Annotated in this window: 1 protein-coding gene; it reads left to right on the top strand. The window is 72.5% G+C overall.

Annotated features, from left to right (window positions below; genetic code table 11):
* The first annotated feature begins 146 nt into the window (after positions 1 to 146).
* Complete coding sequence (locus tag JHD67_RS21670) at positions 147 to 314, top strand: hypothetical protein (protein ID WP_343214415.1); 168 nt, start codon at positions 147 to 149, stop codon at positions 312 to 314.
* Positions 315 to 382 lie beyond the last annotated feature (68 nt).

Here is a 382-nt window from a genome sequence, read left to right on the forward strand (position 1 = left end):
CCCCCCCCCCCCCCCCCCCCCCCCCCCCCCCCCCCCCCCCCCCCCCCCCCCCCCCTCTCAATGACCCCCCGACCCCCGAGATCTACACCCGAACGTTGTCGTCGGCAGCGTCAGATGTGTATAAGAGACAGGGCAAGGTGCGCGCCGTGGATGGCGAAGTCATCGAATTGGTGGCCGACACCTTGTGCGTACACGGCGATGGCCTGGTCGCTCTCCGTGATGACGGCGCCGGGCTCGCGCCGCGGTTGCAGGGGTCTCTTATACACATCTCCGAGCCCACGAGACCCATGACCGAATCTCGTGTGAGGGCGTAGGCTTGGAAAAAGGGGGGGGGGGGGGGGGGGGGGGGGGGGGGGGGGGGGGGGGGGGGGGGGGGGGGGGG

The sequence above is a fragment of the Dyella sp. ASV21 genome, from assembly GCF_016428975.1.
Lineage (GTDB): Bacteria > Pseudomonadota > Gammaproteobacteria > Xanthomonadales > Rhodanobacteraceae > Dyella.